This is a genomic window from Paraeggerthella sp. LCP19S3_G8 (assembly GCF_052119225.1).
Taxonomy (GTDB): domain Bacteria; phylum Actinomycetota; class Coriobacteriia; order Coriobacteriales; family Eggerthellaceae; genus Paraeggerthella; species Paraeggerthella hominis.
Window position 1 is genome coordinate 58,032 of record NZ_JBQKFQ010000004.1, and the last position, 26,261, is coordinate 84,292.

At 58.4% G+C, this 26,261-nt stretch carries 23 protein-coding genes; 5 read left to right on the forward strand and 18 right to left on the reverse strand.

Annotation, left to right across the window (positions count from 1 at the left end; translation table 11 throughout):
- Positions 1-43: 43 nt before the first annotated feature.
- The gene (locus tag ACTQZK_RS05635; protein WP_441898807.1) at positions 44-1,486 is read left to right on the forward strand and encodes a hypothetical protein; all 1,443 of its coding nucleotides are present in this window, start codon (positions 44-46) and stop codon (positions 1,484-1,486) included.
- Between the two features lie 447 nt (positions 1,487-1,933).
- Here the strand turns inward: ACTQZK_RS05635 and ACTQZK_RS05640 are convergent, their stop codons facing one another.
- From ACTQZK_RS05640 to ACTQZK_RS05670, 7 genes are all read right to left on the reverse strand, one after another.
- Positions 1,934-2,116: a hypothetical protein gene (locus ACTQZK_RS05640; RefSeq protein ID WP_441899035.1), complete on the reverse strand. Its 183-nt coding sequence runs from the start codon at positions 2,114-2,116 to the stop codon at positions 1,934-1,936.
- Positions 2,041-2,238, reverse strand: a complete 198-nt coding sequence (locus ACTQZK_RS05645) for a DUF2992 family protein (RefSeq protein WP_441898809.1) — start codon at positions 2,236-2,238, stop codon at positions 2,041-2,043. Before ACTQZK_RS05645 ends, ACTQZK_RS05640 begins: the two co-directional genes overlap by 76 nt.
- Before the next feature lie 214 nt (positions 2,239-2,452).
- Entirely contained in the window at positions 2,453-3,448 is a 996-nt protein-coding gene (locus ACTQZK_RS05650; RefSeq protein WP_225749115.1) for a hypothetical protein, read from the reverse strand.
- 42 nt (positions 3,449-3,490) lie between these two features.
- On the reverse strand, positions 3,491-3,661 hold the full coding sequence (locus tag ACTQZK_RS05655) for a hypothetical protein (RefSeq protein ID WP_441898811.1): 171 nt from the start codon (positions 3,659-3,661) through the stop codon (positions 3,491-3,493).
- Between the two features lie 502 nt (positions 3,662-4,163).
- Positions 4,164-5,663 carry an ABC transporter ATP-binding protein gene (locus tag ACTQZK_RS05660; protein ID WP_441898813.1) on the reverse strand — a complete coding sequence of 500 codons (1,500 nt, stop codon included), beginning with the start codon at positions 5,661-5,663 and terminating at the stop codon, positions 4,164-4,166.
- Complete coding sequence (locus ACTQZK_RS05665; protein WP_441898814.1) at positions 5,660-6,466, reverse strand: energy-coupling factor transporter transmembrane component T family protein; 807 nt, start codon at positions 6,464-6,466, stop codon at positions 5,660-5,662. The genes ACTQZK_RS05660 and ACTQZK_RS05665 overlap by 4 nt, the downstream gene beginning before the upstream one ends.
- Positions 6,467-6,476: 10 nt before the next feature.
- The gene (locus ACTQZK_RS05670) at positions 6,477-7,133 is read right to left on the reverse strand and encodes an MptD family putative ECF transporter S component (RefSeq protein WP_225749111.1); all 657 of its coding nucleotides are present in this window, start codon (positions 7,131-7,133) and stop codon (positions 6,477-6,479) included.
- 268 nt (positions 7,134-7,401) lie between these two features.
- On the opposite strand from ACTQZK_RS05670, the gene ACTQZK_RS05675 reads away from it, so the two are divergent.
- Positions 7,402-8,379 (forward strand): helix-turn-helix domain-containing protein, encoded by a 978-nt coding sequence (locus ACTQZK_RS05675; RefSeq protein WP_216528462.1) that lies wholly within the window; start codon positions 7,402-7,404, stop codon positions 8,377-8,379.
- Between the two features lie 204 nt (positions 8,380-8,583).
- Positions 8,584-9,201, forward strand: a complete 618-nt coding sequence (locus tag ACTQZK_RS05680; RefSeq protein WP_114566029.1) for a class I SAM-dependent methyltransferase — start codon at positions 8,584-8,586, stop codon at positions 9,199-9,201.
- 217 nt (positions 9,202-9,418) lie between these two features.
- Here the strand turns inward: ACTQZK_RS05680 and ACTQZK_RS05685 are convergent, their stop codons facing one another.
- The 8 genes from ACTQZK_RS05685 to ACTQZK_RS05720 form a co-directional block, all read right to left on the reverse strand.
- A complete protein-coding gene (locus ACTQZK_RS05685) occupies positions 9,419-10,165 on the reverse strand; it encodes a class I SAM-dependent methyltransferase (protein ID WP_216528460.1) in 747 nt (248 codons plus the stop codon).
- Between the two features lie 167 nt (positions 10,166-10,332).
- A complete protein-coding gene (locus ACTQZK_RS05690) occupies positions 10,333-11,748 on the reverse strand; it encodes an MFS transporter (RefSeq protein WP_114566027.1) in 1,416 nt (471 codons plus the stop codon).
- Between the two features lie 152 nt (positions 11,749-11,900).
- The gene (locus ACTQZK_RS05695) at positions 11,901-12,773 is read right to left on the reverse strand and encodes a MaoC/PaaZ C-terminal domain-containing protein (RefSeq protein WP_216528459.1); all 873 of its coding nucleotides are present in this window, start codon (positions 12,771-12,773) and stop codon (positions 11,901-11,903) included.
- Positions 12,774-12,999: 226 nt separating this feature from the next.
- Complete coding sequence (gene caiC / locus ACTQZK_RS05700; protein WP_441898816.1) at positions 13,000-14,574, reverse strand: crotonobetaine/carnitine-CoA ligase; 1,575 nt, start codon at positions 14,572-14,574, stop codon at positions 13,000-13,002.
- Positions 14,575-14,794: 220 nt separating this feature from the next.
- Entirely contained in the window at positions 14,795-16,009 is a 1,215-nt protein-coding gene (gene caiB / locus ACTQZK_RS05705; RefSeq protein WP_114566024.1) for an L-carnitine CoA-transferase, read from the reverse strand.
- A gap of 72 nt (positions 16,010-16,081) precedes the next feature.
- The gene (gene caiA, locus ACTQZK_RS05710) at positions 16,082-17,233 is read right to left on the reverse strand and encodes a crotonobetainyl-CoA dehydrogenase (RefSeq protein ID WP_114566023.1); all 1,152 of its coding nucleotides are present in this window, start codon (positions 17,231-17,233) and stop codon (positions 16,082-16,084) included.
- 70 nt (positions 17,234-17,303) lie between these two features.
- Positions 17,304-18,299, reverse strand: coding sequence for an acetyl esterase (aes, locus tag ACTQZK_RS05715; protein ID WP_216528458.1), 996 nt, complete (start codon positions 18,297-18,299; stop codon positions 17,304-17,306).
- A gap of 93 nt (positions 18,300-18,392) precedes the next feature.
- Entirely contained in the window at positions 18,393-19,685 is a 1,293-nt protein-coding gene (locus ACTQZK_RS05720) for an MFS transporter (RefSeq protein WP_225749108.1), read from the reverse strand.
- 303 nt (positions 19,686-19,988) lie between these two features.
- Here ACTQZK_RS05720 and ACTQZK_RS05725 point away from each other — a divergent pair, with 303 nt between their 5' ends.
- Both ACTQZK_RS05725 and ACTQZK_RS05730 read left to right on the forward strand, forming a co-directional pair.
- Entirely contained in the window at positions 19,989-21,452 is a 1,464-nt protein-coding gene (locus ACTQZK_RS05725; RefSeq protein ID WP_114566123.1) for a helix-turn-helix transcriptional regulator, read from the forward strand.
- An 8-nt stretch (positions 21,453-21,460) separates the two neighbouring features.
- The gene (locus ACTQZK_RS05730; RefSeq protein WP_418831512.1) at positions 21,461-22,051 is read left to right on the forward strand and encodes a hypothetical protein; all 591 of its coding nucleotides are present in this window, start codon (positions 21,461-21,463) and stop codon (positions 22,049-22,051) included.
- Here the strand turns inward: ACTQZK_RS05730 and ACTQZK_RS05735 are convergent.
- The 3 genes from ACTQZK_RS05735 to ACTQZK_RS05745 form a co-directional block, all read right to left on the reverse strand.
- A complete protein-coding gene (locus ACTQZK_RS05735; protein WP_114566020.1) occupies positions 22,041-22,976 on the reverse strand; it encodes a LysR family transcriptional regulator in 936 nt (311 codons plus the stop codon). The genes ACTQZK_RS05730 and ACTQZK_RS05735 overlap by 11 nt on opposite strands.
- Before the next feature lie 145 nt (positions 22,977-23,121).
- A complete protein-coding gene (locus tag ACTQZK_RS05740; RefSeq protein WP_225749106.1) occupies positions 23,122-24,387 on the reverse strand; it encodes an MFS transporter in 1,266 nt (421 codons plus the stop codon).
- A gap of 309 nt (positions 24,388-24,696) precedes the next feature.
- Entirely contained in the window at positions 24,697-25,851 is a 1,155-nt protein-coding gene (locus ACTQZK_RS05745; protein ID WP_114566018.1) for an acyl-CoA dehydrogenase family protein, read from the reverse strand.
- Positions 25,852-26,261 lie beyond the last annotated feature (410 nt).

Consider the following 26,261-nt stretch of genomic DNA (forward strand, 5'->3'; position numbering starts at 1 on the left):
GCGAGCGAGCGTATAGATAGAAAAGCTATGGGAGGGGAACATTATGGGGTTTAATCATTTCTCGAAGGCAGCAGAAGCAGTTCAGAGTGCTGCAAAAATTGCCGGCGAGGTCGCCGATACGACATCAGGCAAAATTCAAGAAGCAGCGAATGCGGTTGGCGAAACGGCTTCAGGGGCTGTTAAGGCAATCGGTGGCGCTGCTGCGTCTGCCGCTGATGGTATTACCGACGCTATAAAGAATGCCCAGGAAGAAGATGAAAAGCGAAGGGCTCAAGAGCTTTCAACTTACCACGCTGAAACTAACAAGGCACTGCAGAAGTTATCTGAAAAGGACTCGGGGTCGAATGACGAATTAATATGCAGGCAAACGTCGAAGGGAGTTGTAAAACTTCCGTTGACTGAGCTTGCCGCGCTTGGTGCAGGCTTTGCTTCTCTTTCGGATTCGTTCCGCCAGATAGCCGTCCAATCAAACGGTTCGATTGCTGGCGGAGAAACCTTGTATCGCTGGAGCGCGCCGAGTATCGGAGCTGCACCGTTCGCCCGCGGAGACGGAGCAGGGTTTCTCTCAGCAACCACTGGGGCAAACGGATTAACCCAAGGCGCTTTCGTTCCTGTTGATTCAGGATTCAGCATGACGAGCATGGCGGTTGTGCCCATTGACCCCATGACGCTCTTTATTGCTGCAGCAGTTGTCAACATGGATAGAAAACTCGATGACATCAAAGAGACACAACAGGCCATTCTTGATTTCATAGAGGATAACGAGAAGGCAAAGCATATTGGCAATATTAATGCCTTAAACGAGATAACCGATGCCTATCAGCACAATTGGAATAACGAGAAGTTCAAGGAAGCCAAACTGCACTTGGTCCAGCAAATTAAGAAGGACGCAGAACAGGCGATTGTATTCAGGCGTGGCAGGATTTCGAAAGCGCAAGAAGACGGCTCGCTGATACATGGTGATATTTCCGTAAATTCAAAGCTTGAGGCTCTGAATGCAGAATTTGACCAATACCAACTCGCGCTCTACGAATTTGCCCATGCATGGTTCCTTGAAGTCATGCTTCTGGAGAACTTCGAAGAAGGCTACCTGCAAAGCGTACGTGACAAATTGCAGCGATATTCGTTGCAGTACCGAGAGCTTTATACCGAATGCTTTGATGGTCTGATAGAAAAGTCGGCCACAACCGTGGAATCGATGCTGCTTGGCGGCGTCTCCGTTGCAAGCAATGCAATCGGCAGCGTTATCGGGTCGATACCCGTTCTAAAGGACGGTCCAGTCGATGAAGCCCTTATCGACGTTAGCTCCAAGATTGGGGATTATCGCTACACCCGAATCGCCGAGTCCCTTGCCAAAATGAAGGAAACGGGCGATACGCGCATTACACCGTTTATCGACTCTGTTGATGGCCTCAATGCACTCCATAACGAGCCAATCGAGGTCTTCTTCGATTCTGGCGAGGTAACATTCAAGTTGCCGGAATAGAACGACCTAAAAAGGGTTGCGAAAAGCATTACGGGAAAAACACCTCTGCAATTCGCTTTCCTCACAAAAGTGTTTATCAAATTCCTACGTGCAAACAGGGAGCAAACGCGCGAAATCCGTATCACCCCTATGATTCGGCTGCGGCAATCATAGGGGTGATTACGCAATGGTTCGGATCGGCGTAACTGCGGATGGCGAAGTGATGCGCATGGAGAGACTGCGAAAACGGAGTGAGAATAGGTCCCTCAAAATAACCGTAGGTATCCAAGCGAATGAAGCGACCTGTCGATTCAAAATCGGCAGGTCGCCCCTTCTATGCAAACGCGGCTCCGAGCCTGAAGTGAATGCCCGCACCACTGGGCGGGTTCAGACGCACAATCAACCGCGACGATCACGACCGGGCGCATGACCCACCCGCCAATGTCCGCGCTTTTTCTCTTCCACTTCTCAGAACGCTGATCGAATCGAGCTTGCTTCCGCTTGCACCTTCGTGCTCACAGCGGGATTGCCAAGCGCCTTAGACGCCTCGCGTTGGCGACGCTTCGGACTCTTCGCTAATTTCGGCTCGTCAGACCTTTCGTCACCGAAGAACGACAGCGCCTCCCATTCACTCGCCACAAATCGCAGGATCTCGCCCTCCGACGCTCCGTCCCGAATACGATTCGGGCGGCTTGGAGCCTGCCGTCCTTAATCCATTCGACGATCCCCGCCCAAAACCGGCCGTCGTGATAGAGGGTCAGGGTAGACGACACGCCGATCTGCAGGTTGTTCCTCCTTTAAGTAAACAAGCCCTGCAGAGAAAGGACGACCAAGGAAGCAGGTTGCTGATGCGCATTGCGCACGCCCACGACTACCCAACGGAGACTGTGTTTTCATCCCTGATGAGATCATCGTAGTTCAGGCGTAGATTGAAGTAGCTTTAAAAAACACTCGTGGCGACGAAAGCCACACAGCATGCAAGAGGAATTAACTCATGTCGCAAAGAAAAAAGTCCTGACCTTTCGTGCGGCAAAGATATCCAATGCGATTCCGTCCATCAATCATTGCAAGCAAGGTATCGACCTCTTGTATTCTTTCGCCTCGAAACAGTTTCCGATAAACGCCCCAAGGAGTTTCTATTGCAGGATTTTCCTCGATTCGCTTTTCCCATAGTTTGATTTCGGAGTCGGAGTAACGCGGGATTTCAAAGAACAGCTCGTAGTTCTCTTTGTAGTATCGGTACACGCAGTCGGCTAGCCTTTCGCAGTATTTCTGATTGCGGATGCACGAATGCCCCATTGGCTCAAAGATCCTCTCGCCATCATAATTCATGACAAAATAGCCAATTTGCTCGTTACTGCGGTTGCACGCCAATCTCCCGAAGTCACGTTTTGCAAGATCGTTTTCGAACATATCAAGCTTTACAGTTTCACAAGACGTGATGAAACCGCCTTTTCCTACAGATGCCACAAACATGCTTCTATTGGGATTGTTTAAAGGATCGTCCGTGACAATCACATGCCCGACCGCAACATGAGGAAAACCATGGTTTAACAATGACGCAGCCTGAGAATATCCGAATTTATTAGGCGATTTTCCAGGACGCTGCCCGTCTCCCCTCAAGACTTTAATTTCTATAGCGATCGTTTCAGAAAGAACGAGGTCGTTTTCGTCGTATGGAATTGCAAGGATATCTACATCGCCAGGAAAAGACATAGTGGGGTCAATGCTTTGCGAAGGAGCAGACATCGTCACCATAAGACCAGAACGCAAGCCCGATTCGAAATAAAGATTCGGCATAATGCAGGAAAGCCATCTCCCAACAATGTTCATATTCGCAATGATCCGGGCAACAACATACTCTTCATCCCATTTGCCCGTAATCTTGCGAGAGAAGGGCGCAATCATGATTCGTCGCTCGCTGCTATCGCAATAACGAGGAGGATGCTTAGAAATAGGCTTACGATACTCTCGTCCTGTCATCTCTCTTCTTTTCATTATTTCGAATGGCTCAATTGGTGGCACTTAGCATAAATGCCTGAAGCCATCTTCCGTTTTTTTGATCAGCGCTTCTACTTTATCTAATAATATGTATTCTTCCAGAGACAGACCGTCCTCCATATTTTTAAGATCGCTTGCATCAACCAGGATAATGGCTCTTCCCTGCGCAGCAAGCCTCAAGGCATGCTTTTTCACTACTCTCGTAAAACCTTAATAGAAACAATAATTCCAGCTCAAGCCCCTTTTGCATCCATTACAAATGAGAAATTGCGCAAGACGGTAGCCCCGCGACTCAATTTATATTCTTGCATTCAATAAGTTTATAAACGTATCTAAAGAAACGAATTCAAATCGCCCCCCATCGTCTAGAACAGAAAAGTACGGGTATTCGAGCAATTCTTATTCCTTTCTTCGAAGAAGCTCGGACACCGTTCTAGAACACCGTACTTCATAGTGAAGCTAAGATCTTTTCGAAGTTTTACAAAACGTCGCATAAAAACCTCTGAATCAAGTCTTTCCCGAAAATTTCTGCGCTGTAGAATCAGGCTAGGCGATACCCGTTATCGGAGCTGCCGCACTTTACACTTAGACTGGGCAAAGCCCGGTGGGGTATCGCCCACTCACAACGTCAATGCTGGCTGTCGATGGCCTCATCATCTTGCCAACGAGTCGTCAACAGCCAGCACCCACCACGCCCCTACTCCCCAAGGCTCACAACCGCATCGCCAGCCAAGCGGGCAAGCAGGCTATCGTGAGTGATGACGACCACCGTCTTGCCGGACCGCGCCAGCTCCTTGCACCACAGGGAAACCTCAGCCACGCCGCGCCCGTCAAGCCCGCTTGTCGGCTCGTCGAGCACGACGAGCTCCGCGTCGGAGCAATACGCCGCAGCAAGGGTAACGCGCTGCTTTTGGCCTCCCGAAAGACTCGCTGGATGACGATTCGCCACATCGATCAGGTCGAACGTATCAAGCGCCTCCCACGCGCGCGCCTTCAAATCGTCGTCGACTTTTCGGCCGAGCACTACTTCGTCAGCCACGCTTCCCGCATACAATTGATAGTCAGCGTCTTGCATGACGAAATAGCTCATCCGCCTCCTTTGCCGACGAGGCAGCGGCTTTCCGCCGCGCACCACGCATCCCCGCTGCTGCTTCGCGGCGCCGCACAGCACTTTTGCTAGCGTTGTTTTTCCCGCGCCGTTCCCTCCTTCGACAACCGTAACCTTGCCGCTTGCGAACACGGCATTCACGCATGCAATGCCGCGCTTGGTAGATGGATACAAATACGAAACATCTTCGACGATCCAATCCTCGCCCGCACGCTCGCTCGCTTTCGCGGAAAACCTGCGCGCCGCTTTTTCCTGTCCATAGAAAGTCCCGGCGACCATGGAAGGATGCCTGAGCCCAAAGCGAGCAGCTTCCCTCGTCGAAAGAGCAGCGAAAGCCCGCGCATCCCATCGAGCCGCGATCCTGCCATCTTTCAGGCAAACGAACTCGTCAGCTACGGGCAGCATGCGATGCAGACGATGCTCCGAAATCACGATGGCAACACCCGCCTGCTTCAAACGCATCAAGATACTCTCGAGGTCGTCCGTTCCCTGCGCGTCCAGGTTCGACGTCGGCTCATCCAAAATCAGCACCTTGGGATTGCATGCTATGGCAGCCGCAAGGGCGACGCGCTGCTTCTGGCCGCTCGACAACTCGGACAGCCGCTCTCCAAGAAGCGCGTCGATACCGCACCATGCGGCAGCGCGGTTGATCCTGCTGATGGTTTCGTCCGGATCGACGCCCAAGTTCTCGGACGAGAAGGCGATCTCGTCCCCAACCAATCCCATGAAAAACTGGCTCCGCGGGTCCTGCAGCACAACGCCCATGCCCGAAGCCCTATCGTAGGAGGTCACTTTTCGCACATCGGTTCCGCAAACGCAAACCACCCCTTCAAGGCATCCCGGGAAAAACGTACCTGCAAGCCCATCGATCATGCGTAAGACAGTCGATTTCCCATCCCCCGAACGTCCGCATAGAACCGTGCAGGCGCCCGGTTTGATCTCGAACGAGATATCGTCTACGAAACTCCCCGCTACACCGTGACGCACATCGCACGCCGCCCCGTCGGCGGCCTCGGACTGATCGACATAGCGAAACGATGCGCTCTCCAGCAACACCGAAGCCGTCCGCCGGCATGGCATCCCGCTCATACGTAAAACCCCGTTCCGTACAAGAGGGCGCATGCGCATGCGAAGATTGCAACAACAACGACATCGCGCGCGGCGAACCCCACGTGGTATATCGACGAACGCCCTGTCTGCACGTCAATCCCCCTTAATTCGGACGATGCGGCAAGCTCGGAGGACAAACGCAAGCAGCGCATTACAAGCGGTGTGTACAAGCACTCGTACACAAGCCCCAGATGGGAAAACGCATCGACAACCCGAGGGAACACGCCTCGCATGCGAAGGCCGCGAACTATGGACGAGAACTCGAACGGAAGGATCGAGGCGAATCGAAACACCATGCATACGCCGATCAACGCGCGGTTCGGCATGCGCCACCTGCGCAAGGCGCACATGATAGCCGACGGCGAGAGGGTGAAAAGCGCGCTTCCCGCCGACATCGGCGGCATCATGTGCATGAGGCTTACGAACAGCACGCCGTAAAGCCCGGGCAGCGGAACGAAGCTGAGACCGCAGATCACCGCGAAGCTTACGCACATCCTCGCAGCCAGCCTCGCCCTGCCGTTCGCCGCAAGGTAGGCCGCGCAGAGGATCTGGAGACCGACGAGTTCGGGCAGCCCCACAATAGCCAAAGCCGCCATGCCCGCAGCCAGGATGACAAGCAGATGCGTACGGGGATCCAGCCCAAGAACGCCCTCCTTCATATCGGCATGCAAGAAAGCCGCCTTGTGCGCAGACCCATTTCCAGCCGCAACAGGCTCGATACGCTGCCGCACTGCGGAAGGAGGAGAAAACGGCTCCGTACAGTTTTCCAATGGCGTCTCCATAGCGAAACCCTTACGCGATCTTCGCTTTGCGGACATGCTTTTTCAAGAACTTGCCGCCAATAAAACCACCCGCGAACGTACCGGCAGCGAACATGGCCAGCATAAGAACAATCCATGGCAGCTCGGTATATTGAGCCACCATCGCAGCGATGTCAGAGGCGCTGTAGTACGCGCCCAACTGCTGCATGTAAGCTTCTTTGAACAGCAGATACGGAACTATTCCGTAGAAGGCGAATGCAACCCAGTACACGTAGTAGCCCAGCACAACGCGTTTCACCTTATGATACGAATCCTTCCCCCACATAAGCAATTCGCCCACGATCGCGCCGACGATAGCCACGGGAATGCAATACAAGCCGCCCATGATAGCGTAGAAAATGCCGAAGACGATGATCGAGGCGCTCAACACTCCGCGTTTTCCTATACGATCGGCCATAACCAGGTAAAAAGGTGTTGCGAGCAGCGGAAACAGCCATGACCCAACGAAGAAAGTATTCTGAGGCGATAGCAGCATGTCCTCCACCATCTTCGCCGCCATAGTAACAACAACAATGATGATGTTGAAAACGACAAAGGTTAAAACGTCATGGGTAGTCCAGCCCCCGCCTCGTTTCGAGGACTGAGAAGACGAGGCGTCTTCCCCTCGATCGTATACCGCTTGCGACATAACGAGCGCTCCTTTCAAGCCAACGGCTTATCAATCGGTTATGGTTAGCTTTAGCTAACTTTTGCTACAATAGTCGATGAGTTCATAAGGAAACGCGGCTCAAGCAACAACCGGCCGATTTCGGCATTAAGGCGACCAGATAAGGCTGCGTCGTTTCGACGCCTTTGCCCGTGCGCGAAGGAGCGGGAGCCTTGCGTTCTTTCGGCTGTTTGATTTTTTCGCAATGACGACAGAGGGCACCGGCAATCGAAGGAAAGGGAACGCGAGCATGCTCGATATAAAAAGCGACCTGTACGACAAGGCGTTTCAGCAATGGAACATGACGCCGGTCGCGTCGGAGCGCTCCTATGCGCAAGCCGGATGCTCGTACCGGATGGACAACGAAGAAGGCTCGGGCGAATACTGGGTCTATTCTCGAGACAACTTCTTCGCCGTCAGTGCTTTTCGAATCGAGTTCAAAAGCCAAGGCATCATGCGCTTTCGCCATACCGAGCACCTTTCAGTTAGCTACTACGACAAAGCCGGCTTGATCGCAAAAGCCCGCACTGCCACGCCGAGGCCCGGAACGGTCTCCACCTACATCGCGAGCGAAGGAAACGAGTACGTGGCGCGCTTTCTTCCTGGCTCGACCGTGCAGGCCACGTCGATCACCGTATCGCCGGACTATTACAGAACCTACCTGCATGAACGGTTCGGCAATATACCCGACATGCGCAAGGCTTTCCTGCTCGTCGACGGAAGACCGGACTGCCCGGAGCTCATCGCCCTCTTCAAGCAGATCAAACGCTATCGAGGCGCCGGCATGGCAGCTGACTTGTTTTACGAAGGGGCCGTAGCCGAAGCGCTGGCGCTCATCATCAAACGAGCAAGCGAGATCGAAGAAGAGGATGCCGGACGAGAAGGCGCTTTGCCGCCGCTCGACGACCGGAGATCGCTTGACAACGTCGGTAGCTTCATTAGAAACAACCTGAGCGCGAACCTTACCTGCAACGTTCTGGCCCATCGCGCATGCATGGGCCAAACGAAGTTCAAGGCAACGTTCAAAAGCTACTTCGGAGCGTCCCCCAACGCTTTCGTTACCGAAGCGCGCATGGAAGAAGCTGCCGAACTCTTACGGACCACCAACATGCCCGTAGCCGATATTGCCGCAAAGGTCGGTTACAGAAAGCCGGCGGCGTTCACCGAGGCGTTCAGGCGCCATACCGGCATAGCCCCAAGCGCCATGCGCGGCAAGCGAATGCGCTAGCGCAGGGTTCATGCGGCCCTTCGCCGTCCCGTCTGCCGTTTTCCACCCGACCGCCCAGATTGGCCCGTCGGTTTGACAAAGAGCATCGCGAGCGGTAGCATCCAAAGTTAGATATAGCTAATTTCTAATTGAAACACGGCTCGAAGGCCGCGCGAAGCACAAGTCGCAAGCACCCCCCTTCCCCGCCTAACCAGGAGCTGCTTTATGTCGAACAGCGAACCGAACAAGAAGTTCTGGGACAAGGTCGCGCCTCTGTACGCGCCCCTTGTCGAAAGGCGCAACGGGCCTTACCCTCAGCTGTGCCGAGAATTGAGAAACTGGCTGGAAAGGGACATCGACGTGCTTGAACTGGCCTGTGGAACCGGGCAGCTGACCTTCGCGCTTGCAGGGAGAGTCCGCTCTTGGGAGGCTACCGATTTCTCTGAGGCCATGATCGAAAAGGCTCGCACGCGATCGCCTGAAAGCCGCGTCTCTTTCTCCGTGCAAGACGCCACGAGCCTTCCTTATCGCGAAGCGTCCTTCGGCGCCGTGGTCGTCGCCAATGCGCTGCACGTCATGCCCGCACCCGAACTCGCACTGCGCGAGGCGCATCGCGTTCTGAAACCGGGCGGTTTCCTGCTGGCCCCGACGTTCGTCCACGACCGGGTAGCATCCCCTGCAAGGCTGCGATTGATGGAGGCGGTCGGCTTCAAGACGTTCCACGAATGGACGTCCGAAGAACTGGCTTCCTTCGTCCAAAACTGCGGCTTCCATGTGATCAGCGCCAATCTGGTCGAAGGCGGTCCTGTCCCCGAATGCGTCTTGATAGGAATGAAATCCTAGGCGCCCGGCGCGTCAACCACGCCCGAATGCACGATTCTGTTCCCAATGTTGCGCTCGGGCGCATATTGAAACCCGTTCGTCGGCAATGAGCATCCGCGACCAGGTGAAACGCACAGTCGCACCGAAGATCGTCGCTCTGCATGCCCTTCGAGCGCAACATTGCAGTAAGAATCGTGCAGCAAGCAAGTCGTCTGCCTCCGACGCCGCCCGCAGCCCCTTAAACGCTCGCGCGGACGACAGACGTTTGGAACCTGCGGTTGACCAGCTCGGGGACAACCTCGAAGCCGCTCGGCGCCACACCATCGCCTGGGGCGAACACGCACGTCGAGAAACCCGCCTCCCGGACGGCGCGCTCGAACGTGCGCTTGCTGCGTGCTGCACCGAACACGTTGCCGCGCGCAGCAAGCCGGCTCATCGGATCTTTCGACAAAGGAGACTCGGCGAACACGCCCGCGTGGTACAGAAATCCCCCCGATACGAGCACGCGCGCGATCTCGCGCAGCGCAGACGGCAGATCGCGCACCAGGTTGAGCGCGCTGTTCACGACCACCACGTCGAACGTCGCATCCTTGACGCCGGCGGCCCGCAGATCCTCGGGACACCCCTGCGCGAACGCAAGGGTTCGTCTCCAATCGTCACCTTGAGGATGGTTGCGAGCCGCTTGCTCTCGTGCGTGTTCAATGCGATCCTCGTCGGGATCGATTCCCAAAACGAACCCGTCCGGCCCTACCAGATCGGCAATTTTGTAAGCGCCCTTGCCGCTGCGGCACAAAAGATCCAGCACGCGCTTGCCCGAAAGACCATCGGGAAGCGACATCTCGCAGCGGGAGCTGTACCCTTGGCGCGGCAGGGCCGCATAGTAGCCCTCCCCGGAAAGCTGCTCCTCCGAACGCCCGCGGGTTTCCACCCCCAACGAATCAAGCAAGCCGACAAGCTCGTCTATGGTTTTGGGATTTTCCAACATGCTCGCTCCTGAATCCAGAAGGTCGCGCCCGACAAGGGCGGCACCCTCCCTCGTCGGCAGCCGTCATGGAACTCCCTCGACTATACCACCGTGCCCAACCCAAATGCAGGGTTGTTTTTTAACCGGATACCGCCTAGTGCCGAATGCCGATGCAGCACGGCGCCTCGCTAGTCCAGCGAACTCGTCTCCAGAAGCGACTTACCCTTGGTCTCGGGCGCCATGAGCACCGACAGCACCAATCCCAGGATCACGAGCCCCGCCGCAACAAGCATGGTGGGTCCTATGCCGTATGCAGCCAAGAACAGCGGCGTACCGTACGTGGCGATGATGGTGCCGATACGCGAGATACCGATAGCCACGCCCACCGCCGACGCGCGCACTTCGGTCGGGAACAGCTCGTTGGGATAGAGCCACTGCAAAATGCCCGGCCCGCCGCTGAAGAATGCGTACAAACCGAACGCCACGATGATCACGTACACGGGAGCATCGGGGAACAGGCCCAGGATAACCAAGCCCACGGCCATAAGCGCCAGCGAACGAATGAGCAGCGGGCGGCGACCCATCGAGTTCAGCCAGAACATCGCCGGAATAGACCCGATCAAGAAGAACAAGCTGACCACACTCTCGCCCAAGATGGCCTCGTGCCCCTCGCCCAGGCCGAACGCCGTCATGATCTCGGGACCGAACGTGTAGATGGCGTACATAGGCACCACCTGACACAGCGTCAAGATGCCCAGAAACACGATGCGCTTGGCATAGCCGCCCGCGAACACCTTGCGCAGGCTGGTCTTCTCGCCCGGCTCCTCAAGCTCAAGCTCCACGCCCTCGCCGAAGACGCGACGCATGACCTCGTCGGCCTCGGCGGTGCGCCCTTTCTGCGCCAGCCACATGGGCGATTCGGGAATGTCGTGACGGCCGATCAGCAAAATGATGCAGGGAACCACCGCCGACCCGAGCATCCACTGCCATCCGTTGGGAACGCTGTACAGGAAGTAGCCCACGAACGCCGCAACGGTAGCGCCCAGATACCACGCAGCCGACACCATGCCCATCGAAATGGATCGATGCTGCTTGGGGGTGAACTCGGCAATGAGCGACGTGGCAATAGGATAGTCCGCGCCCACGAACACGCCGATGAAAAAGCGCGCCAAAACCAGCTGGAACGGGTCGGCGCAGAACACGCTCAAGATAGAGAACAGACCGATAGCCACGATGTCGACGATGAACATCTTCTTGCGCCCAATGCGGTCGGTCAGGTAACCGCCGAGAATCGTGCCCACGAAGATGCCCAGCAGAACCGACGCGCCGATAGCGGCGCTCCAGGCGCCCGTCAGGTTGAACAGCGGCGTGATCTGCGTAAGCGCCACGCCGATCAGAGAAAGCACGTACCCGTCCAAAAACGAGCCGCCGCTCGAGAAAAACGTGATCTTGCGCAGAAACGGGGTCATGGCAACGTCGTCCATGGTCTTCTTGGCGGACTTCTTCACCTTGCCCACCATGCCCTCGCCAATCTGCTTGGCACCGTCCATCGCCTCGCCCATTGTCGGGCTCGTCACCTGCGTGATCTGCTTCACATCATCCATGCTCTCGTCTCCTCACATGCTAAAACCAGCTCCGCCCGCGTCAATCGCAGGAGGCGATCCTTGGGCTGAGGGCGCCTGAAATATCCTTGGAGCGAAGCGACGGTCTTTCAGGCACCCTCAGCCCAAGGATCGACCCCGCCCGGTTGAACCTGCTACTCCCAGGTGCAAATACCGAAGTTCAAATGCGGCTTCGCGCCCGTCTCGTCCACGTCCGCATCCACCAACTGGAAGCGAATCTCCTTCTCCCCCACCTTCCACATGCGAGTTTGAAGCGCGGTGCCCGGAAGCACCGGCGAAGTGATCCTCGTCTTGAATCGCTTCATGCGCTCAGGCTCGCCCGGGAAAAACGAGCTGATGATGTGGCGCATGGAGAAGCCGCCCAAACTCACGCCGTGCGCGATCGGACGCGCAAGGCCGGTCTGCTCGGTATAGGCGAAGTCGATGTGCTGCTGATGCCAATCGCCCATAAGACGATAGATGAGCGGCATGTTGAGCGGCATCGTCTCCTCGACCACCGCATCGGGCGCACGATCAGGCATCTCGACGATGTCCTTCGGCGGCTTGGGCCCGCCCCATCCACCGTCGTAGATGCACACGTCCCATGTCTCGGTTTCGCACAACAGCGTCCCGTCGGAGGCGAAGGAACGCCCCGTCTGCTTCGACAGGCACCCGCGGCCCTCGCCGCGGTCGTACAGCGCGTCTTGCGTCACGAACGTCTCGATGCGGTCGCCCATCGGGAAGGGAGCATGCAGCTTGATCTCAAACCCGTAATGCAGCGAGCCATCGTAGTTGTAACCGTAGTCAAGCGTGCGCGTCATTTCCTCGTGCACCGTCAACGGCACGCCGAAAATGGGGAGCACCTTGAGCTGCGGGTTTTCCGCGTCATGTTCGTTCACGTACTCAAGATCGGTCTTGCCGTCGAATCCCGCGTTGCAGCCGAGCGCGCAAATCTCCAGATCCTTGAACGTGTACTCTCGCACGAACGGCCCGAACTCCTTGCCCACGATCTCAGTGCTAATAGCCATGACCCTCTCCTTATCTCCCAACCAGAAAAACAGCACCCATTCACCAGGTTCTCAAGTACGCCCCGTCCACCGACCCCTTTCCCCGCTCTCGTCGAAAGTCGAGCACGTTCAAGAGACTTCGCAGCGACGGGCGGCCCGGGCGGTATCCACCAAGCGAGTTCCGCAGCGAAGCGAGGACTGTTCGAGCGACTGGATGCCGCCCGGGCCGCCCGTCGCCGACAACAGGTTACTTCAGCAACTTCTTCTCGATCTTCATAGAGCACGTGCGCGGAAAGTCGTCGACGATCTGGACGAACGAGGGGACCTTGAACCCCGCCATGTGCTCCTCGCAAAACGCCAGCACCTCCCCTTCGGCGATCTCGACGCCCACGCGCGGCTTCACGAAGGCTTTGACGGCCTGGTCGCGAATAGGGTCGGGCACGCCGATCACCGCGGCCTCGTCGATGGCGGGATGCTGCATGAGCACGCTTTCAAGCTCGCTGGCCGATATGTTCTCGCCCGCTCGCTTGATCATGTTGGCCTTGCGGTCGACGAAGAAGAACCAGCCGTCCTTGTCCATGTAGCCCTTGTCGCCCGTGCGCAGCCATCCATCCTGGGTGAACGTGCGCGCCGTAGCCTCGGGGTCGTTGTAGTACTCCTTCATGATGGTGCGACCGCGCGTGCCCTTGACCTGGATCTCCCCCAATTCGCCCGCAGCAGCTTGCACGCCGTCGTCGCCCGCAATGCGAACCTCGTACCCTAAGCCCGGGCGTCCGACGCTCGGCCAACGACGCGGACCGGTCGGCGGGTCGGTAAGCACCCAGCTGATCGACTCGGTGGAACCGTACGTGTTCATGATGCGCACGCCGTAGCGCTCCTCGAACGTGCGCTTCTCCTCGTCGGAAACGGCCAGGAAGTACAGCATCTCGCGCAGGCAATGATCCTTTTCGTTCGGATCGACCGGTTGCAGCAGCAGGGTGCGCAGCATCATGGCCACGCATTGCACGACCGTGGCCCGATAGTCGCGGATCTGCTTCCAGAAGCGGCTCGCGCTGTACTTCTCCACCACGATGAGCGTAGCGCCCGCCGTGAGCACCGGGGTGAGCGCCGCCAGTTGGAAATTGGAATGGCAGGCAGGCATGGTCGAAAGCATGCGGTCGTCGCGCGTAAGCGACACTTCCCAATCGCCATACAAGCCGCTGAACAGCATGTTCGCATGCGTAAGCACAACGCCCTTCGGACACGACGTCGTGCCCGACGTAAAGATGATCTCAACCGGGTCGTTCGAGGCAAGGGGGCGTTCCTCGCGCAGCACGGTCGGCTCGCACGCGCGCGCCTTGTCGAAACAGCGCACCGGAACGGAAGAGGGCAAACCTGCTTCTGCATCTGCCGAACCGCGCGCAACGAACACGCCTTTGGCAAGATAGCCCTGCTCGTCAGCCAAACCGTCGTACAGGCCGACGAAATCCGCCTCCACCACTGCGCACGACGCGCCGGTACGCTCGAGCACGAACGCCGCCTCTTCGGCCAGGTACTGCTCGTTCATCGGCACCATGACGGCACCGATCTTCGCCAAGCCGAACAGGCACATCATGAACTCGGGGCAGGTGTGCATCTGCACGGCCACCCGCTCGCCCGCCTCGATGCCCAACGTGAGGAACAGGTTGGCGGTTCGGTTGATTTCCTGGTCGAACGCGCTGTAGGAAAACTCGCACGTCGCGCCCTCGCGATCCTGGAAGATGAGGAACGTGCGGTCACCGCACGAGTCGACGAGTCCCGTCCAAAGGCTTCGCAGCGTTTCGTTTCCTACGATGTCGGTCACCCGTCTCACCCTTCTCGTCCTTCGACCCCTCGTTCAATCCCCTACCCGCACGATGCCGCCGTTCGACCGCGCTTCGCTTTCGGAAGGCGGCATCGTGCGGGTGCGCGGAACGTTCGGGCCGCGCACCCGCATCCGGTTTCACCGGACGGCGGTCCCTTGAAAACGGAACCGCGCTACGGGCGGCGTGCCTATCGCAAGCCGCCCGCCAAACGCATGGACCTTATTCGCTGATCTTCACGACGCCGGCCTCGGCCAGCTCGTTGATCTGCTCGGGCGTGTAGCCCAGCTTCGTCATGATGTCCACGGTGTCGCCACCCTGATGCGGCATCGGACGCCAGATCTGACCCGGGTTGTTCTTGAACTTGGGGAACACGCCCAAGCCGTGGAACGTCTCGCCGTCGACGGTCTCCCAGTCAACCCACGTGTTGCGCAGCTTCAGGTGCTCTTCCTTCACGAGATCTTCCATGTCGTTGACCACCTGGGCAGCGATGCGGTGCGCAGCGAAATCCTCTTCGATGTCGTACTTGGAGTTCGCCAGGCAGTACTCCTCGAACGCCTTCTGGATCTCGTCGGCATGCGGGTTGGACAGCCACAGGCCCGACGTGTCCTCGGGAATGTCCTCGGTGCCCCACAGATGTCCCAGGCCGATGGTCTCCAGGAAGTACTTGTTCTGGTCGACGCCGTACAGGCACACGCCCAGGAAGCCGTCCTTGCACTTGAACTCGCCGATGCCGCACAGGTTCTGGTTGCGCGCGCCGGGGCGGGGCCACTTGATGCCCTCGTTCAAGTAGTCCACCAGGTAGTACTGGCCGATGGCAAGCAGCGTCTCGTACATGGCCAAGTCGATGCTCTCGCCCTTGCCGGACTTCTCGGCCTTGTAGAGGGCCGCCAGCGCCGAGCTTGCGATCATGAGCGTGTTGAAGTAGTCACCGGCGTACGGTCCGGGCAGCATCGGCTGCTCCTCCGTGCCGTTCTGCATGATGATGCCGGAGTAAGCCATCACCGTCAGGTCGTACGCAGCGCGCTTGACCATCTTCGGGTCGCCTTCCTGGCCGAAGCCGGAAACATGCACGATGACCATCTTCGGATTGAGCTCCCACAGCACGTCGTCGGTGATGCCCTTGCGCGCCCACGTGCCGCCCTTCGATGCCTCCATGAAGATGTCAGCATCCTTCACAAGGTCGAAGAACACCTTCTTGCCCTCTTCGGAGAAGTAGTTCAAAGCCACGGAACGCTGGTTGCGGCGCTCGGCCTGCTTCACGTACGCGGTATCGCGGATGGTGTCGCCCGCGCCGGTGTTCTCGAGCCAGATGACGTCGGCACCCCAGTCGGCCATGAGGTCGGCTGCTTTCGGGCAGGCCAACTCGACTGCTGCGTAGACGACCTTGACGCCGTCGAGGGGGCCGTAGGACGGCTTGTCGGTAGGAATTGCCATGTTGTTCCTCCTTGTTCGCATGGGTTTCAGGATGCGGGGGCGCTATCCGCGCCCCCGTGGACGAGCGGCAGGTTACTTCTGCTTGTACTTGATGGAAGCGCCCTTGGAGGTGGCCAGGATCATCATCTCGTCGGTGCCGCCGGAAACGCGGTCGACGCGCAGGTCGCGCCAGATGCGGTTGATGCGATGCTCGCTGGCCACGGCGATGCCGCCCATGATCTGCATGGCGTCGTCGGTCACCTCGAAAGAGGCGTTGGCGCAGTAGTACTTGCACATGGCGGCCGCTGCGGCGTTGAAGTTGCCGTCGTTGTTGTCGGCGTTCCAAGCAGCCTCGTACAGCATGTTCTTCATGTTGGTCAGCTTGATGCACATCTCGGTGATCTTGAGCTGGTTGAGCTGGAAGCGGCTGATGGGCTTGCCGAAGGCGATACGGGAGTTCGCATGCGCCATGGCGTCCTCGAACGCGCAGATAGCGGTGCCGTAGTCACACGCGCCCACGAGCCAGCGCTCGAAGTTGAAGTCGGACACGCCGCGCATGAAGCCGTTGCCCTCTTTGCCGAAGATGTCCTTTTCCTCAAGTTCCACGTTGTCCAGGTAGACTTCGCAGCAGCTGTCCATGCGCAGGCCCAGCTTGGTCAGCGGGGACAGCTTCACGCCCGGCTTGGACATGTCGACGAAGAACTCGGTGAACACGGACTCGTCGTCAGCGTTCTTGGCCATGATGACCAGGTACTTCACGCCAGCGGAGGAGGTGATGAACGTCTTGGTGCCGTTCAGGTAGATCTTGCCGTTCTCGCGCTTGTACGTGGTGGCCAGCGCGCCCACGTCGGAGCCGGCGCCCGGCTCGGTGCATGCGGAGTTCCAGATCTGCTCGCCGGAACCCAGCGTGGACATGACGGCTTCGATCTGCTCTTCGGTGCCCTCGCGGATGATGGTCTCGAAACCGGGCAGCTGATACAGCACGTAGGTGGGAGCGCCGTACTTGCCCAGGATCTCGTACACGGCCATCAGCGTCACGCACGGCTGCTCAAGGCCCAGACCGCCATGGCTCTCGGGAAGCATGATCTGGTCGAAGCCCAGCTCGCACAGGCCCTTCACCCAGCGAAGCGGGTACTCGTGCGCTTCGTCGCACTCGTGGAAGTAGGTCTCCCAGTTCTCGCTTTCCATGTACTCGCGGTAGCTATCGACGATCAGCTCCTGCTCGTCCGTCAACTTGAAATCCATGACGATCCTCCTTTTTGTATGTGTTCAGCGGGATCCTCCCGCTTTGAAACCTGAATGATGTATCTCTCGCCTACAGGCCCATCTGCTGGCGATAGAAGGTCGCACCGTGCTCAAGGGCGTCGTTCGCCTCGTCGAGCATCTTGGTGTAGTGCAGAAACGCGTGGATAACGCCTTCGAACAGTTCGAAACGGTACGGAACCCCGTACTCCTCGCAGATCGTCGCCAGCGTGGTGCTGTCGTCGCGCAAGGGGTCGTACTCGGCCGCCGCGATATAGCAAGCAGGCATGTCGCGCGTCATGTCGTTGAGGAACAGGTTCGCGTACGGGCTTTCCTCCAGCTCGGCGGGATCGTTCGCGTACATCTGCATGTAGAACTTCCAGTCCGCCTCGGTCAAGCCGTCCCACGAGCCGCCCAGAAGGCGCATCGAAGACGAATCCTTGAGCCCGAACCAGCCGTAGTACAAAAGGCAGCACTTCACGAAATCGCTGCCGCCCAGCTCCTCGCGCAGATACATCGTGGCCGCAAGGCTCAGATGCGCGCCGCCCGAATCGCCCGCGAACGACAGGCGCTCGCCGTCGATGCCGTGCTCGGCACCGCGCTCGTGCAGGTACGCAGCAACAGCCGCAACCTCGTGAACCGCGCTCGGGAACTTCGCTTCGGGCGAAAGCCGGTAATCCACGGCCACCACGGCAACGCCGGCGTTGCGAGCAAGCACGCGGCAGATGCGGTCGTGCGTGTCCAGGTTGCCCAGGACGAACCCGCCGCCGTGCACGTACACGATAGCCGGAGTCTCAGGCTTGCTCGCGGCGCGCGCCGCGGCGGACTCGTCAGTGGGATAGTAGTAACGCACCGGGATGTCGCCGTACGGACCCGCCACGGCAGCGTCGAGCTTTTCGGCCATGACCGGGCCGCCTTCGACCCAGTACGCGCGACCGGCAACGTAGTTCTCGCGCATCTTCTCGAAACCCACGCTCGTGTCGTTCGCGTCGCCAGCCAGCTCGTCTTCCTTCGCCAGCACGGCGTTCATCTGCGGATTGATCAGAGACAGTACATCGAGCTTGTTCACGTTCGCCTTCCCTTTCCGATCGGTGATGCAAAGCCGCGGAGGGCTCGGGCGAACCGTCGCCCTCCGCGGTGATCTGTAAACGCAGCGCTTGGATTACGCCTCTTCGGCCTGAGCGGTCGAGCCGAAGTGCTTCTTGACCGTGCGGAGCAACATGACCAGGCAGAAGCAGCCGATGACGCCGAACATGATTTCGAATCCGAAGATCATGTTGAAGGCGGCGGTGCCCTGAGCGTCGATCATGCCGCCGTACCAGGTGTGGATGAACACGTCAGGCAGGAAGCCGACGACCGAGAGGATGCCCGTAGCGGTACCGAAGATGGACATCGGGATCTTGACCTCGGACAGCGGGGAGGAGCCGATGGAGAAGGCGCCGTAGGTGGTGAAGCCGAACACGACCACCAGGATGGAAGCGATCACGGCACCGGAGGGATCCTGCGGGAAGAGGATGAACCCGACGAGCACGGCGACGGAGAGGATCAAGCCGCCCAGGATGGCCTTCGAGGGGCTCTTGATCTTCGTGGCGATGTAGCCGATAACCGGGCCGGCGATGAGGCCGATACCATAGGTGCGGATAAGGCCGACCACGTTCACCAGGTTGCCGTCGGCGTTGAAGCCCTGCGTCAGGTACGGGGTGGTGTAGGTAGCGCCCTGGTACACGGCATACACGCAGAAGTAGGCGACGCAAGCCCAGATCACGCCGGGGTGCTTGACGGCCTGCAGAGCCTCGGACACGCTGAACAGCCTCGCGTCCTTGTTGATCTCGCCCTTGAAGTCAGGGATGATGAAGTACGAGACCACGCCCAGGATGGCGATCATGACGCCCAGGAAGATGAGCATGGCCTGCACACCGGCAGAGCCGGAGATGGCAGCGATGATGCCGGCGTTTATAAGGCCGATGACCAAGCCGGTCACGCCGTAGATGGAGTAGCTGACGCCGATCTTGGAGGCGTACTCGTTCTCCTCGCAGCACAGGCGGATCACCTTGAAGCGCGTGCCCCACCACACCAGGATGGAGGTAACGCCCATGAGCACGAACAGGATCAAGCAGATCTGCACGGAGGGCAGCGTCGCGTATACGAACACGAGCACTGCGGTGGCCAGGAAGCCCAACCACGCCAACGTGCGCATCCGGAACTTGTCGGCTACGATGCCGGAAGGCAGGTAGCAGATCATGGCAGCGATGCCGTAGGCGGACACCATCAAGCCGAGGTCCGCGTTGGTGGCACCGAGCGCCTGCATCAAGGGATCGTAGAACACGTTCTTCAGGTACATAGGCGCGTAGATAATCGACGAGCCCATGGAGATGAGCACGACGAGCGCCCACTTGTGCAGCGTGGAGAGTTCCTTATAGGTAACCTCTCCCTTGCTCTTGGCAAGCAACGACATCTTTCATTCCTTTCTCCTTGTCTTTGCCCGGCCTCGCGGCCGGCCGCCGGTAGCTTTCCCTCGGCGTCCGGCTGCCAAGTCGAGCCGATGGGTGCATTCTGTCCTCGAGCGGTCGAATTAGCATCGCAAAATGCCCACTAATTAGGCGAATACTTAATTTCTTGCGAGGGTTTCATGACGAACTAGTGATAGGTTTCTATACTAACGATTGCGAAGCTATGCACTGCAAGTGCTGAACAATCTGAGCAGTTCAGCGGCATCATCATCTATCACAAACGCACGATAGGAAGGATGGTCGACTTCATGGCACCCCAAACGGCAGCATCTCCTGCCACCGGAACGGAACCGCGCGAGGCTTTTGCATCCATCATGGCCCGCCCGTCGTTGAAGTACGTGGGTTTCGCGCTTCTTCTTGCCTGGCACTACGCGCTGTGGTTCGTTCCCCACATGTTCGCGCAAACTCAGCTGCTCGATGAACGCGTGACAATCGCCTGGCTCGTGAACCTGGGGGCCACCGTCCTCTTTCTTTTAGCGTTCGCCTTCTTGCTCGGACGCAAGAAGCACCTCTCATCCTATAAATGGATGTACGTGGCTGCCCCCGCGCTGACGGCGGCAGCCACGTTGACGCTCTGCCTGCTCCCCCAGGTGTTCACTGTTCCGGGCTTGGCGTACGCGCTTTCGTTTTTCCTGGGAGCAACCGAATCGGCTATGTGGATCCTCTGGGGCGAGCGCTACGCGTGCGTGAAGGCGAACTACTCGCTGCGCCACATCGGCACGACGTTCGGCGTGGCGGTCCTGGCAACCGTCGCTATCGCCTGGGCGCTGCCGACGTACGTGACCACGGTGTTCGTGGCCGCGCTGCCCATCGCATCCGGCGTGCTGCTGGTGCAGGCTCGTCGCGACGGCGAGCGGTCCTTTCCCGTCCTGCTGCCGAAAAGCGCGGCGCAAGGCGGGCTCAAGAACATGGTAGCCGTCAGCGCCATCACGTTTCTAGCGAGCGTCGCCTGTTACTTCCTGGTCGCCATCATTCCCTGGGAGGTGCTCCCCACCGACGACCTCAGCTTCACCCTGGGCATCATAGGCGGAGCCGTGCTCATGCTGGGGCTGGCCGGAATAGCTCTTCTCACGAAGGACAAGGCCAACATATTCAAGATGTTCCCGTGGATGATCGTGCTGCTGATAGCGGCGTTCGGCCTTTTCCTGGCCGACCCGGTCACCTACTTCCCCTCGTTCATCATGGCCACGGGCATCTCTTCGCTCATGGAGATCCTGCTCATCATGTACTTCGGCATCTTGACGTCGAAGGGCTACGTCACGCCCGCCATGGCCTTCGCGTTCGCCGGCGGGTTCGTACGGGCGGGCATCGCCGTGGGCAACACCTGGGCCGTAGGCTACGAGCACGCACCGCAACTGGCAGCGGCCATCACGCCGGAAACGTGCCTTGCGCTTATCTGCTTGCTGGCGGTATTGCTGATCCCGCTCGTGCGCCAAGAGTTCAACATCATCGCCCTGACCGCAGCCCCGCCCACGAAGGCCGAAATCGACGAGATTTGCGCCGAAGTGGCGAAGGAGTTCAGCCTGTCGGGTCGCGAAAGCGAAATCCTCGTGCTTATCGCGCGCGGGTACACCACTAACAACATGGCCGAGAAGCTGGTGATATCGCCGTACACCGTGAACACCCACGTGCGGCATATCTATGAGAAAATGCAGATACACAAACGAAGCGAGCTGCTGAACTACCTTAATATGCAGCGCAGCGACTTTTAGGAGGGGTTTTGGGGGAAGCGAACGCAACCGAGCAGCGCATGAGCCCGACGCGCACGCGCGCGTCGTGGAAGCCCGGCGTAAGCAGCCACCCCCTGCCGTTTTTCCGCTGCACCGAATGCCACGCCGTGCTCTGCGCCGTCGACGACGCAGCGGATCTTCGGATCGACCGCTCGCTGCGGCGCGAAGACGCGACGCTCCCCTTCGCCGGAAACGCGTTCGCCCCTTCGTGCTGCGGACGGATCATGGAGCGCTTGGAGCCGCTTCCCGACGGCCAACGCGCCGGTTTCTCGATCGGCTACGAAGTGGTAGGCGGAGTCGACGCGAACGCGCTGCGCGTTCGATGGAGCTCGACGAGCGATCATCCGCTGCGCTGGGTCGCGCTCAAGACGTTCACCGGCGTGCAGCTGAAGTACGTGCTGCCCGGGAAAAAGCCACCGCTCGTATTCGCGTTTGCAGACGAGGACGCCTACGCGTACTGCAACGAGGATCCATGCCGCGCTTGCACGTTCCGCTGCAAGCGCGGCTTTCACCTGTACGCCTACCTGGACGGCCTAGGCTTGATCGACCAAGCCGTTCACGCAGAAACCCTTAGGACGTAGAGACAGGCCGCCCTTCGGGCCAATGGCCGAAATCCACATCATCTGAATCGAACCGCTTGACGAAATCGATGAACGAGCGAACTGCCCCGCTTTTGTAATGCTTCTTGCTGCACGCGAGGTACACCCAGTAAAAATCGCGGGGAACGCCTTCGATGGGAATCATCGTGATGTCCGAGAACAGCTTGATCCCAACCGAGTTCAGCATGAGCGCGCCGGTACCACCGTCAATCGAGATCACCGAAGCCATGGAGATGTCGTCGTCGTAGTTTTGCACAACGCCTTCAAGAGCCGCTTCTTCGAGCAGCTTTTCAACTTGTTCGCCTATGGGAATTCCCCGTCGATACGTGATAAGGCGCATGCCGCGCAAGTCGTCGAACGTCACCGAGGAGCGCCGCGAAAGCGGATGACCGGACCGAACGCACAGCTCGAGCGGACGGTTCAGCACCGGAAAGTAGGCTATGTCGGGCTCGTTTTCCCGTTTCCCGCAAAACGCCAAGTCCAAGGTTTCGTTGTGCAGGTTCTGCGTCAGGTAGTTCGTGAACGCCTGATGGATCTCGATGCTCACGTTGGAGCCGAATTCCGCCTGGTAGGCGCGCAAGAGCGCCGGCAGGTAGTCGTCCTGCACGGTAAAGATCATCCCCAGATTGACAAGGCCGTGCAAGTCTCCCTTGCGCGCCTCCATGGCGGCAACGCCCTCGTCAAGCTGGCGCAACGAAGCGCGCACGTACTCGTAGAATTCCGCACCGTGCGGCGTAAGCTTAATAGATCGTCCGTCTCGCTGGAAAAGAGGAAGCCCCAGTTCCTTTTCGAGCGAGGATATAGCGTCGGACAGCGTCGGTTGCGTGATGTACAGCTCCTTCGCCGCCCGCGTGTAGTGCTGCAGTTCCGCCAACTTCTTAAAGTAGTACAACTGCGATAAGTTCACGATTTCCCCCTCGTTCGCCTCGAAGCAATGATATAAGAAGCCCCCCCCCCCCGACAAGACTTCCCATATACCGAAAAAAAGGGGATCCGCAAAACCGGATCCCCCGTGAAGCTTTTCAGAAGAGCCGCCCCTTTTTCTCGAGACGTTATTCAGTCCACTGGCTCTTGAACTTTTTGGCGTTTGAGAAGGTGAAGAAGCCCAGCATCAGGATGAGAGCAAGCATCACGAGTCCGACGATGAACACCACGTTGAAGCCGAAGCTAGAGCCGATCCAAGCCCAGATCATGGACGCGAACGCTGCGATCAGGTTGAACACGGTGCTGACGCGGGAGTAGATGACCGAGTACTCACGCGAGCCGAACGACTGGCGAACGATGATCGGCACGAGCACGACCGCAGTGGCGTAGAAGGCGCCGAAGATGAACGACCCGATGTAGAGCATGTACTCGGAAGCGAAGCCCAGCCAGCACAGCAGGATACCGGCAACGCCGCACACGAAGGCGAACACGAGCGCGCCCTTGGAGTTCTTGTCGGCAACCGCGCCCAGGATGATCTTGAAGATAGCCTGACCAACCATCATGACCGTGGTCATGAGACCGCCGACCACCAGCACGTCGAAGGTGACGTCCGTCAGCGACTTGGTGTAGGTGGGGAACTGCATGGCGATGAGAACGGCGATGTTGATGATACCGGCGCACACGCAGACGGCGTAGAACGCAGGGGTCTTCATAGCCTTGGCAGCAGAGAGGCCCATCGGCTTGGCAGGAGCCTGGCCGGCGGCGACGGAAGCGCCGTACGGAGCAAGGCCGCAGTCCTCAGGAGAGTTGCGCACGCAGAACAGCGTGAACGGCAGCGAGGTGACAAGCGCGATAACAGCCCAGATCAGGTAGATGGTGTGGAAGTCCATGCCGCCGGAGCGCAGCGCGGTGAACACCGCAGACCAGATAGCGCCGCCGATGCCCGTGAAGGCCATGCACAGACCGATGAACGTACCCGCCTTAGCGGCGAACCAACGGTTGATGAGCGTGGGGATGGCAAGCCACAGGATGGAGATCTCGCCCAGGCCCAGCAGCACGGCCGCCAGGTAGAACATCCAGATCTCGTTCGAGAAGCTCATGAGCAAGAACGCACCGCCCACCAAGCAAGCGGAGACGGACAAGATGATGCGGATGTCCATGGTCTGCAGAAGCTTGCCCATGAACGGAGAAGCGACGGTCATCGTCAGGTACATAACCGTGACGTACATGGCGAAGGCGGTAGTTTCGACCCCCAAGCCCTCAGCCACGACCGGCTGGAACAGGCCCCACGTGGAGAAGCACAAGGCCGAGCATCCGAACGTGATCATGATGCCCGTGAGAACGACGAGCATGTGGCGCACGCTCATCTTCTCTTTCGTTGCTGTTGTACTCAATTTGATCCTCCTAAGAATGTCTGTCGCCCCTTTTCGTGAAATTGAGTCACACGAAAAGGAACGGCGCCCCTGAACCGATACTACACAGAGCTGGCTCTCTGGGCAGCATTGTCCCCCGTTCGCCGAAACGTGAGAATGGTCATACTTGAGAAACTGACCGAGGAAATGCTTCCTCAATGGACAATTGCCTATATTTGAGTAGATATTACATACAAAAAAGACCTGCAGAATCGAAAACGCATTCTGCAGGTCATTAAAACACAGGACAGGGATGCTCTTTGCGCCGCATCCCAACGCAAGAAATTTCCCTTAGTATTTGTCCAGAACAAGCGGTGCGGCAATGTACACCATGATCTGGTCCGTACCCTCTGCAATCTGGTTGCCGCGACAATCCTGCCAAATTTGACTGACGCGCGCATGCTCGGTATAGCCCATGCCGCCGAGTATCTGCATGGCGGAACTGGCCACGTCGGTTGCAGCCGCCGGGACGTAGCGCTTCATGAGCGCCACGGACAGCCGCTCGTCGTCTTCCCCGTTGTCCACGGCAAGACAGGCGCGATACAGCATAGAGCGCATGTTGTAGATGCTCACCTCCATGTCCACGAGCATCTGCTCGATCTGCTGGAACCGCCCGATCTGCACGCCGAACGCCTTGCGGCTGCGCGCGTGCTTGACCGCGTCCTCCATAGCCGCGCGCGCCATGCCCAAAGAGCCCGCGCACGTTGTCACGCGCCCGAACTCCAGCATGCGGAACAGCTGACGGAAGCCGGCGTGGCGTCCCGTCAGACGATATTCCGGCTGTAACTCGACGTTCTCGAACACCACCGTGGAAAACGGCAGCATCGACTGTCCTATCTTGTTCACCGGATATGCGCGGATGCCCTTCAGATCGCGCGGCACCAGCCAGAATGTAAGCGCAGGGTACTTGTCCGAGCCCTCCGCATCGCGGTCGATGGCCGCAACAAGGATGTAGGGCGCGTACTCCCCGTTGTTCACGAACGTCTTGCACCCGTTCAAAATCAAACGCCCGTCGACCGTGCGGTTGTACGTCTGCATGTTCATGGAGTCCGAACCGGCTTCCGGCTCGGAGATGGCAAGCGCGAACATAAGGCGGCCCGTCTTGCGGTAGTCGTCGACGATAGCGTCGAACTCGCTTTGCGCGGCGAACTCGCCCATGAGCGCCAAATTGAACAAGTCGATCTGGAACGGCAGCGTCGCGCCCGAGCAGCGCGAAAGCTCCTCGATGATAAGAGCTTGGGAGCACAAGCTGAACGCGCCGGGGCCGTCGCCGTCCGCAAGATCCTCCAACCCGAAATACAGGTCGACGAATCCCTTGACCACCTCATCGGGCAGTCCTTGGTCGCGGCGCCACTGATGCACCAGCTCGGGCTTGAAGCGCTCTTCGCCGAACGTCCGAAACGCCTCGACGAGCTTGCGCTGACCTTCCGTCAGGCTGAAGTCCACGATGGGATCCTTTCTCCTATATATAGGCAAGACGCTTTCGTGCGCCCTCGTTTCAAGGACGCGTTTTGGCTCAAGCGCCCGATCTTCTCTAAAAAGTATAGCGGGCATCTGCCCCGCCGTTACCCCCAGTTTAGCGAATTCAACCATGTCAAACGGCAAAACGCTTCCTAACCGACAAAAACCCATGCCGTTTGCGATCATGGAGCAGTCCAAGACCGCAGTCGCTCGGCCCGTCGCAAACCGAAGCAGGCTAGCTTCGGGCTGAAGCATATAGAAGCACATCGCCCGGACGAATCAATAGATCTGTGTACGCAGAAGGCGCATCTGGTAAACAAATAGCGTTGCATGTGAGTATTTCCGGCAAATTTAATATTAATTGCAAAAGTCCATCAAGTATTAGCAATTGTCCA

What these genes read in the sequence shown, in the direction of transcription:
- ACTQZK_RS05665 (WP_441898814.1), bottom strand. Translation starts at nt 6,466, where the DNA reads ATGGAGACGCCATTGGAAAACTGTACGGAGCCGTTTTCTCCTCCTTCC.
- ACTQZK_RS05650 (WP_225749115.1), bottom strand. Translation starts at nt 3,448, where the DNA reads ATGACAGGACGAGAGTATCGTAAGCCTATTTCTAAGCATCCTCCTCGT.
- ACTQZK_RS05690 (WP_114566027.1), bottom strand. Translation starts at nt 11,748, where the DNA reads ATGGATGATGTGAAGCAGATCACGCAGGTGACGAGCCCGACAATGGGC.
- ACTQZK_RS05680 (WP_114566029.1), top strand. Translation starts at nt 8,584, where the DNA reads ATGTCGAACAGCGAACCGAACAAGAAGTTCTGGGACAAGGTCGCGCCT.
- ACTQZK_RS05720 (WP_225749108.1), bottom strand. Translation starts at nt 19,685, where the DNA reads ATGTCGTTGCTTGCCAAGAGCAAGGGAGAGGTTACCTATAAGGAACTC.
- ACTQZK_RS05675 (WP_216528462.1), top strand. Translation starts at nt 7,402, where the DNA reads ATGCTCGATATAAAAAGCGACCTGTACGACAAGGCGTTTCAGCAATGG.
- caiA (WP_114566023.1), bottom strand. Translation starts at nt 17,233, where the DNA reads ATGGATTTCAAGTTGACGGACGAGCAGGAGCTGATCGTCGATAGCTAC.
- ACTQZK_RS05695 (WP_216528459.1), bottom strand. Translation starts at nt 12,773, where the DNA reads ATGGCTATTAGCACTGAGATCGTGGGCAAGGAGTTCGGGCCGTTCGTG.
- ACTQZK_RS05670 (WP_225749111.1), bottom strand. Translation starts at nt 7,133, where the DNA reads ATGTCGCAAGCGGTATACGATCGAGGGGAAGACGCCTCGTCTTCTCAG.
- ACTQZK_RS05635 (WP_441898807.1), top strand. Translation starts at nt 44, where the DNA reads ATGGGGTTTAATCATTTCTCGAAGGCAGCAGAAGCAGTTCAGAGTGCT.
- ACTQZK_RS05685 (WP_216528460.1), bottom strand. Translation starts at nt 10,165, where the DNA reads ATGTTGGAAAATCCCAAAACCATAGACGAGCTTGTCGGCTTGCTTGAT.
- ACTQZK_RS05725 (WP_114566123.1), top strand. Translation starts at nt 19,989, where the DNA reads ATGGCACCCCAAACGGCAGCATCTCCTGCCACCGGAACGGAACCGCGC.
- caiB (WP_114566024.1), bottom strand. Translation starts at nt 16,009, where the DNA reads ATGGCAATTCCTACCGACAAGCCGTCCTACGGCCCCCTCGACGGCGTC.
- ACTQZK_RS05660 (WP_441898813.1), bottom strand. Translation starts at nt 5,663, where the DNA reads ATGAGCGGGATGCCATGCCGGCGGACGGCTTCGGTGTTGCTGGAGAGC.